A 7,982-nucleotide genomic window follows, 5' to 3' on the forward strand; every position below is an offset into this window, starting at 1 on the left:
AGATACGCGCGGACCTCCACCTCGGACTGCTCCAACTCGCCTGCAGCATCATCTGCTTGAGACGACTCCGGACCTCATTCTGAAACGATCAGTAAGGGAAACCGCCTTTGAGGTCCATCGTGAGTCGAACGAGTCCGGGCGGCGCGAAAAAGTCGGCGTCGAGGGCGGGTTGTTCATCGGCGGTGCGGGCGTCGCCGATGAACATGTCGCGGCCGCGGAGTCCTTTGCCCCCACGCGCGGATGCCTCGGCATGAAGGTCACCAGTAGTGATCGTCGGCATGGTGCACACAAGTTCTACCGGCGCCGCGGGTACGTCGACGAAGCAGGGAAGTCGTCCCGGTTCCTGCGACCTCCAAGGTCCCGGACCACGTCGTCGACCGTCCACTCCGCGACGCGGATGTCCGGCTCGCCCCGGCAAGCTACGTGAGCGCGGCGGCGACCTCGTCGAGACACGCACCGCGGGAAGCCTTGACGAGGACCACGTCGCCTGCGGCAATGTGGCCGCGCAGCCAGTCGACGGCCGCGTCGTTGTCGGCCAGCGCCACCGCCGCCTCTCCCGCGCCGGCGGCGATCGAACGGCCGCCCGCGCCGACGGTCGCCACCACGTCGGCCCGGGCGGCGGCGTACGCGCCGATTGCACGGTGCTCGGCCTCGCTCTCCTGCCCCAGCTCGAGCATTTCGCCGAGGACGGCGATGCGACGCCCGCCCTCGATTGCTGCCAGCGCGTCCAGGGCGGCGCGGGTCGAGTCGGGGTTGGCGTTGTAGGAGTCGTTGAGCAGCATCGCGCCGCCGGCGAGGTCGCGCAGCTCCATGCGCCACTTCGACAGCGAGACTGTGCCCAACGCCGCCGCGGCCACCTCCAGAGGTATGCCGGCCGACAGCCCCGCCGCCGCGGCAGCCGCCGCGTTGAGTGCCTGGTGCGCACCCACGAGCGGCAGCGCGACGCGAGCCGAGGCGTCGGCGGTCCGCAGCGTGAAGGACGGCCGGCCGAGCCGGTCCAGCGCCAGGTCGAGCACACGTACGTCGGCGTGCTCGGCCCGCCCGAAGGTCACCACCGGACCGTCGGTGAGCGCGCGCATCGCGCCCCCCCCGGGGATCGTCGGCGTTGAGGACGGCGGTCCCGCCGGGCGCCAGCCCCTCCACCAGCTCCCCCTTGGCCTTGGCGATGGCTCCGCGCGACCCGAACTCACCGAGGTGTGCCTTGCCGACGTTGAGGACGACGGCGATGTCAGGCGCGACCAGGCCCGCTAGCTCGGCGATGTCGCCGATGCGGCGAGCTCCCATCTCAAGGACGAGGTACTGGGTGCCCATGTCGGCGCGCAGCATGGTGAGCGGTACACCAAGCTCGTTGTTGAGCGAGCCGATGGTGGCGACCGTCGGCCCGGCATTCGAAAGCACGGCAGCCAACAGGTCCTTGGTGCTGGTCTTACCCTGGGAGCCGGTCAGCCCCACAACGGTCAGCCCGTTGCGCAGCTGGGCCACGACATGGGTGGCGAGCGTCTGCAGCGCCGCCTGGACATCGTCGACGACGATGGTGGGCAGCGGAGTGGGCTGGGAGCCGAGCACAGCCACCGCCCCTGCCTCGCCGGCCTGGTCGGCGAAATCGTGGCCGTTGGCACGCTCCCCGGCCATGGCGACGAAGAGGCCGCCCGGCTCGGCCAGCCGACCGTCGAGCACGGCCGGCGCGGTCACCGTCACTGCGTCGTCGCCCGCGACCGTCCCGCCGACGACCGCAGCAATCTCGCCGAGGCTGAGCGGAACGATGCCCACGCGGCGCGGGAGCCGGCGAGCGGGAGCGAGGCCGGCGAGGTAGAGGTACGAGGAGGCTGGTTCGCTATAGGTCACACCTCAAGTCAAGGCGGTGTGGTGTTGCTAGCGTGTATGCGGTTTTCAATACACTGACGATACGCTACCCATCGGTAGCATATCGTGGGCATATCGAAAACCTCATACGTTCCGGCAACGCCACGCCGCCTTGACTGTAGGCATGACCTACAGCGAACCAGCCCACGCGGCGGTCGGCCGCACCCAATCGCTGACGTCCTCGCATCCCACAGCCGTCGCACCCACGGGAGTCACGGTTTATGGGTGTGGGAAGGACGAGGCCGCCTTGTTCCGAGAGATGGCGCCTCGCGTCGGCGCAATTCCCACCATCACCGAGGCAGCGGTATCCGAAGCCAACGTTGAATTGACAAACGGAAACCGATGCATCAGCGTCAGCCATAAAACTGGCATCGCAAATTCCACTCTTCTTGCACTCAGCCGGGCAGGCGTGGCTTACATCTCCACAAGAAGCGTGGGATACAACCACATCGATGTGGGGTACGCAGCGAGCGTCGGCATCTCCGTGGAAAACGTCGCCTATTCACCCGACAGCGTGGCCGACTACACATTGATGCTGATGCTGATGACGGCGCGACACGCAAAGTCCATCATCCGTCACGCAGATGTGCACGATTACCGGTTGAACGACGTCCGCGGAAAAGAGCTTCGCGATCTGACCATCGGAGTCGTGGGAACGGGGCGCATTGGCGTAGCAGTCATGGACAGGCTGCGGGGTTTCGGATGCCGGACATTGGCCCATGACAGTCACCCCACGACCGAGGCCGATTACGTCCCTCTCGATAAATTGCTGCAGCTGAGCGACATCGTAACGCTCCACACGCCGCTCACCGCGGATACACACCACCTCCTGAATCGCCACCACATCGAGCAGATGAAGCACGGCTCATGCATTATCAATACTGGACGCGGTTCACTTATCGACACCGAGGCCCTTGTTTTCGCATTGGAAAGCGGCCGTTTGGGCGGTGCCGCGCTGGACGTCCTCGAAGGAGAGGAAGGAATCTTCTACACCGATTGCCGAAACAAACCCATTGACAGCAAGGCGTTGTTGCGGCTGCAAGAGATGCCGAACGTGATCATCAGTCCGCACACCGCCTACTACACAGACCACGCCCTGAGCGACACGGTCGAAAACTCCATCACCAATTGCCTGAAATTCGAAAGCAGGAACCAGCATGGATAAGCTCAACGTCGGAATCGTATTCGGGGGCTGCTCCGAAGAACACCCCATCTCCATCAAATCTGCGCAAGAGGTCGCAAAAAATATCGATCTCGACAAGTACGAACCCTTCTACATCGGGATCACGAAGAGCGGTGCTTGGAAACTTTGCGACAGCCCTGGCCCAGACTGGGAGAGCGGCAGCTGCCGTCCGGCGCTGTTGTCACCGGACAGAAGCGTACGCGGATTGCTCGTCCTGGAGCAGGGGCGCTACAGCACGATCAATCTGGACGTCGTGCTGCCCATCCTGCACGGAAGACTTGGCGAAGACGGCGCGATGCAAGGCCTGTTGGAGCTCACCGGCATCCCCTACGCGGGCTGCGACGTACAGAGTTCCGCTCTGTGCATGGACAAGTCCCTTGCTTACCAAATAACCAGGAGCGCGGGAATCGCCACACCGAAATTCTGGACCGTTGCGGCGAACGAGAATATTGATCCCGAGCAGCTGACGCATCCCGTCTTTGCGAAGCCGGCCCGTTCGGGGTCGTCCTTCGGCGTCAGCAAGGTATCGCAAAAGGAAGAACTGCTGCCTGCGGTGGAAATCGCGCGACAGTACGACTCAAAGGTGCTCATCGAAGAGGCTGTCGTCGGCAGCGAAGTCGGATGCGCCATCCTGGGGAACGAACTGGATTTGATCGCAGGCGAGGTGGATCGAATCGCGCTGTCGCACGGGTTCTTCAAGATCCATCAGGAGAAAGACCCGGAGAGCGGATCCGAGAACTCAACGTTCATCGTTCCCGCCGACATTTCAGAAGAGTCGCGCTCGCTCGTTCAGGAGACGGCAAAGACCATCTACCGCGCCCTGGGATGCAGCGGCCTGGCACGAGTGGACATGTTCCTCAAGGAGGATGGAAGTGTAGTCCTCAACGAGGTCAACACATTGCCTGGCCTGACCTCCTACAGCCGTTATCCAAGGATGATGGCGGCTGCAGGGATTACGCTGACCGAAGTGATCGACCGGATGGTGACGTTGGCACTGACGGGGAAAATTCGATGAATGACAACTTTGCCTTCCTGGACGAATGTGCACCCGGAATACGCTGGGATTCCAAGTACGCCACCTGGGACAACTTTACCGGCAAACCCGTGGACGGCTACCTGGCCAATCGAATCGTCGGCACCAGGCCTTTGTTCGCGGCCCTGGAAAGGGCGCGAGAAGAGGCCCGCTCCTATGGCTTTGGCCTGCTCCTCTGGGATGGATACCGCCCTCAACGCGCCGTAGATTGCTTTGTGCGCTGGTCGAGGCAGCCGGAGGATGGCCGCACGAAGCAGCGACACCATCCGCATATCGACAGAGCCGATATGTTCGAGATGGGATATGTCGCCACAAAGTCCGGCCACAGTCGGGGCAGCACCGTCGACCTGACTCTCTACCACATGGCCACCGGAGAACTTGCCGCCATGGGCGGTGACCACGACTTGATGGATCCGATCTCGCATCACGGAGCACAAGGGGTCACACAATCCGAGGCGCGAAATCGACAACACCTCCGCTCCATCATGGAGGCCTGCGGTTTCAGCCCATACGAGTGTGAATGGTGGCATTACACCCTGAAAGACGAACCTTACCCGGACACCTATTTTGACTTTCCCATCACGTAACTGAACCGGACCGAGAAGTCGAAGTCGTCGAAGCGCTACGAGCGACCGCGGTTCCAGTTGCGCGACTCACGCGAGAAAGGGAATGTCATGTCAGAGCACCATTCCGACTGGTGCCTCCGGTGTGGGCACAACCATCGCCACGGGCCGACGGGGGATCTGAGCGGGGCGATCCCGCTGTTCGAGCGGACCCTCTCCGACACCGTACGGGTGATGGGCGAGGACCACCCTGACACGCTGACCGCCCGCAACAACCTCGCCTATGCCTACGAGTCGGCCGGGGACCTGAACCGGGCAATCCCGCTTTTCGAGCAGACCCTCTCCGACACCGTACGGGTGCTCAGTGAAGACCACCCTGACACGCTGACCGCCCGCAACAACCTCGCCTATGCCTACCATTCGGCCGGGGACCTGAACCGGGCAATCCCGCTTTTCGAGCAGACTGTGGACGCCCGGGTCCTGGTGCTGGGTGAGACCCACCCCTCCACCCTGACCGCCCGCAACAACTTGGCCTACGCCTACCAGTCGGCCGGGGACCTGAACCGGGCAATCCCGCTTTTCGAGCAGACCCTCTCCGACACCGTACAGGTGCTCGGCAAGGCCCACCCGCTGACAAAAGCGGTCCGCTGCGCCCACGTTGCAGCTTGCGCCCAGAGGGCTGTCGACGGTGCTGTCACGTTGGCCGACCGGGTGGGATGATCTTCGGGTTGGTCGTGGTGGAGGGGGCCGTCCGTGGACAGCGCGTCGCCGTTGTACAAGGGGCACCGGTACCCGGTCGAGGTGATCTCCCACTGTGTGTGGCTGTACTTCCGTTTCCCGCTCAGCTTCCGCGAGGTGGAGGAGCTGATGCTGCGGCGCGGTGTGATCGTCTCCTATGAGACGGTCCGCCGCTGGTGTGCGAAGTTCGGGCAGGCCTATGCGAACGGACTGCGCCGCCGCCGGCCGAGGCCCGGGGATAACTGATCGTTTCAGAATGAGGTCCGGAGTCGTCTCAAGCAGATGATGCTGCAGGCGAGTTGGAGCAGTCCGAGGTGGAGGTCCGCGCGTATCTCGTAGCGGATGCGGAGCCGTTTGAACGGTGTTGTCACGTTGGTGAGGTGTTGATCGATCGAGGGCGCGTCAGGGCGTGGAGGGGTCGGGGCGCGGGGGCCTGGGTCACGCCGCAGTGGGCAGGACGGTGACGCCGGTGATCTGGTCCCAGATGGCGAAGCGGACGGTCATCTCGGCTCGGTGGTCGGAGGCGGTCATCAGGTGGCGGTGAGGGCGGAAGTGGGGTGAGATGCCGCGAACGCGGACAGGAACCGCTGGGCCCCGCCGACGCTGCGGAAGCCTTTCATGGCGCGTTCGCGCTGCCGGGTGGGCTGATGACTGTTCTCCGCCCGGTTGTTCAGGCCCTTGTGCGAGCGGTGTTCCACCGAGGGCATGACCTCGCGGTGCGCCGCGCCGTAGGAACGGAGCTTGTCGGTGACGACCACCCTCGGTACCGTACGGGTCTTCTGCATCAGGCGGCGGAAGAAGCGTCTTGCCGCGGCCTTGTCCCGCCGGTTCTGGACGAGGATGTCGAGGACGTTGCCGTCGGCGTCGACGGCCCGCCACAGGTACTTATGCTCGCCGTTGACCTTGATGAAGACCTCGTCCAGGTGCCATTTGTCCCCGGGCCGGGGCCGGCGGCGGCGTAGCCCGTTCGCGTAGGCCTGCCCAAACTTGGCGCACCAGCGGCGGACCGTCTCGTAGGAGACGATCACGCCGCGCTGCAGCATCAGCTCCTCCACCTCACGGAACGGCAGTGGGAAACGGAAGTACAGCCACACGCAGTGCGCGATGATCTCCACCGGGTACCGGTGCCCCTTGTACGACGGCGACGCGGACGACACGAGTGAACCCCTCCCGGCACGATCAACCACAAGATCATCCCCCCCCAGTCAACGTGACAGTGCCCCCAGAGCTTGCTGGACGACCAGGTCGAGCGGGGTGCCGGGAACGAATGAGTGGTGCGCATCGGGCGGGGGTCGGTGCGGTGGAGCGGGCCGGTTAGGGGCGGTGCGTTTCTCCTTGACATGGGCCGTGGTCAAGGAGAAATGCGGCGGGTGCGCACCGGGTGGATGCGCGGCATCGCCGATGTCGTCCACTGAGCCTCCGCCAACTTGAAGTCACAGGTCAAAGGGCTGGTGTGACCGATACTCGGGGCGCTCACGCTGGTCGTAGGCGGCAGTCTGCGTAGTAGATCATCTGTCAGCGATTGACTTCGAGATTCGTCAGGACGAGCAGGGCGCGCAGGAGGCGAGTGGCGCGGGCGGGGTCGAGCTGCTTCGGCTCGCTCACCGCCAGGAGCAGCGCGGGACGAGAGCGGCATGACCCGGCCGAGCCGAGAACCACCCGGACAAGCTAGGGAGAACTCCCACTCTGATGAACATGTCGCGGGCCGCCGACTACGGCGAAGTGGTGGCGCATCGCGGGGCGGGCGGCGAGGATCATCCCCATGGGTCGGGGAAGAAACTGGGGCGTCCATGCAGGGGTGGCCTGCTGCGTGGCCGTGGTGGTCTGGTTGGGCGTGCTGGCGGTGCGGGACGGTTGGGGAGAGGCGGATCCCGTCGCCAGTGTGCTGGGAGCAACCTCGGGCATCGTCGCCCTCATCGTGGCGTTGCGCGGGTCCGGTACCGGCCAGCCCTCCGGGGCAGGGCTCCCACCGTCCACGGCGCCGGTGGTGCCCGACTGGGTGGTGGACAGGGCCGAGGTGAGAGATGTTGTAACAGCCGTGTGCCGTCGGCGGGGTGGTGGGGCAGTGGGCATCACCACAGGTCTCCATGGAGCCGGCGGTTTCGGAAAGACCATGCTGGCCAACGTGGTGTGCGCGGATCCTAAGGTCCGCCGCTATTTCCACGGTCGTGTTTACGTTGTCACGATCGGTCGCGAGGTGCGCGGTCGATCTGCGATCGCGGCGAAGGTGGCCGAGGTGACCCGGTATCTCACCGGCGACGCATGAGATATCGGCCAGGACCCCGACCTGGCAGGGCAACACCTGGCAGGCCTCCTTGCGCAGCGGCCCCGCATGCTGCTCGTCTTGGACGACGTCTGGGAGCCCGAACAACTGACACCGTTCCTGCAAGGTGCTTCTCGCACGTGCGTCAGGCTGGTCACCACGCGAAACCCTGGGGTACTGCCATCGGGATCGAGAGCGGTCACAGTTGACCGGATGTCGTCGCGACAGGCACTGGCTGTCCTAATACTGCAACCGCATCTGGAGGATGTGGCCTCGGTGTTTGTAGTGGGAGCGGCGGGCTCGGGCCTGGCTGCGTCGTCGGAAGCGTGACCAGTGCAG

General features: G+C 64.5%; 6 protein-coding genes and 4 pseudogenes. 7 read left to right on the top strand and 3 right to left on the bottom strand.

Going from position 1 to position 7,982, the window contains the following annotated elements; all coding sequences use genetic code 11:
• Positions 1-419 precede the first annotated feature (419 nt).
• Positions 420-1,764, bottom strand: a pseudogene (locus ACZ3IC_RS33785) (UDP-N-acetylmuramoyl-tripeptide--D-alanyl-D-alanine ligase).
• Between the two features lie 223 nt (positions 1,765-1,987).
• Here ACZ3IC_RS33785 and vanH point away from each other — a divergent pair.
• The 5 genes and pseudogenes from vanH to ACZ3IC_RS33810 all read left to right on the top strand — a co-directional run.
• Positions 1,988-3,028: a D-lactate dehydrogenase VanH gene (vanH, locus tag ACZ3IC_RS33790; protein WP_467422489.1), complete on the top strand. Its 1,041-nt coding sequence runs from the start codon at positions 1,988-1,990 to the stop codon at positions 3,026-3,028.
• The gene (vanA, locus tag ACZ3IC_RS33795) at positions 3,021-4,061 is read left to right on the top strand and encodes a D-alanine--(R)-lactate ligase (protein WP_467422492.1); all 1,041 of its coding nucleotides are present in this window, start codon (positions 3,021-3,023) and stop codon (positions 4,059-4,061) included. The genes vanH and vanA overlap by 8 nt, the downstream gene beginning before the upstream one ends.
• Positions 4,058-4,666, top strand: a complete 609-nt coding sequence (vanX, locus tag ACZ3IC_RS33800) for a D-Ala-D-Ala dipeptidase VanX (protein ID WP_467422494.1) — start codon at positions 4,058-4,060, stop codon at positions 4,664-4,666. The genes vanA and vanX overlap by 4 nt, the downstream gene beginning before the upstream one ends.
• Positions 4,667-4,753: 87 nt before the next feature.
• A complete protein-coding gene (locus ACZ3IC_RS33805; protein WP_467422496.1) occupies positions 4,754-5,362 on the top strand; it encodes a tetratricopeptide repeat protein in 609 nt (202 codons plus the stop codon).
• Positions 5,363-5,395: 33 nt separating this feature from the next.
• A pseudogene (locus ACZ3IC_RS33810) lies at positions 5,396-5,620 on the top strand (IS6 family transposase); the annotation flags it as partial.
• Between the two features lie 11 nt (positions 5,621-5,631).
• On the opposite strand, the pseudogene ACZ3IC_RS33815 reads toward ACZ3IC_RS33810, so the two are convergent.
• Both ACZ3IC_RS33815 and ACZ3IC_RS33820 read right to left on the bottom strand, forming a co-directional pair.
• Positions 5,632-5,739, bottom strand: a pseudogene (locus tag ACZ3IC_RS33815) (IS5/IS1182 family transposase); the annotation flags it as partial.
• Between the two features lie 79 nt (positions 5,740-5,818).
• Positions 5,819-6,537, bottom strand: a pseudogene (locus ACZ3IC_RS33820) (IS6 family transposase).
• Between the two features lie 653 nt (positions 6,538-7,190).
• Here ACZ3IC_RS33820 and ACZ3IC_RS33825 point away from each other — a divergent pair.
• Together ACZ3IC_RS33825 and ACZ3IC_RS33830 are read left to right on the top strand one after the other, a co-directional pair.
• Positions 7,191-7,646, top strand: a complete 456-nt coding sequence (locus ACZ3IC_RS33825) for a hypothetical protein (RefSeq protein WP_467422498.1) — start codon at positions 7,191-7,193, stop codon at positions 7,644-7,646.
• Positions 7,647-7,682: 36 nt separating this feature from the next.
• Positions 7,683-7,973, top strand: coding sequence for an NB-ARC domain-containing protein (locus ACZ3IC_RS33830; protein WP_467422500.1), 291 nt, complete (start codon positions 7,683-7,685; stop codon positions 7,971-7,973).
• Positions 7,974-7,982 lie beyond the last annotated feature (9 nt).

Source organism: Streptomyces sp. NPDC002958 (assembly GCF_055563255.1).

What these genes read in the sequence shown, in the direction of transcription:
- vanH (WP_467422489.1), top strand. Translation starts at nt 1,988, where the DNA reads ATGACCTACAGCGAACCAGCCCACGCGGCGGTCGGCCGCACCCAATCG.
- vanA (WP_467422492.1), top strand. Translation starts at nt 3,021, where the DNA reads ATGGATAAGCTCAACGTCGGAATCGTATTCGGGGGCTGCTCCGAAGAA.
- vanX (WP_467422494.1), top strand. Translation starts at nt 4,058, where the DNA reads ATGAATGACAACTTTGCCTTCCTGGACGAATGTGCACCCGGAATACGC.
- ACZ3IC_RS33805 (WP_467422496.1), top strand. Translation starts at nt 4,754, where the DNA reads ATGTCAGAGCACCATTCCGACTGGTGCCTCCGGTGTGGGCACAACCAT.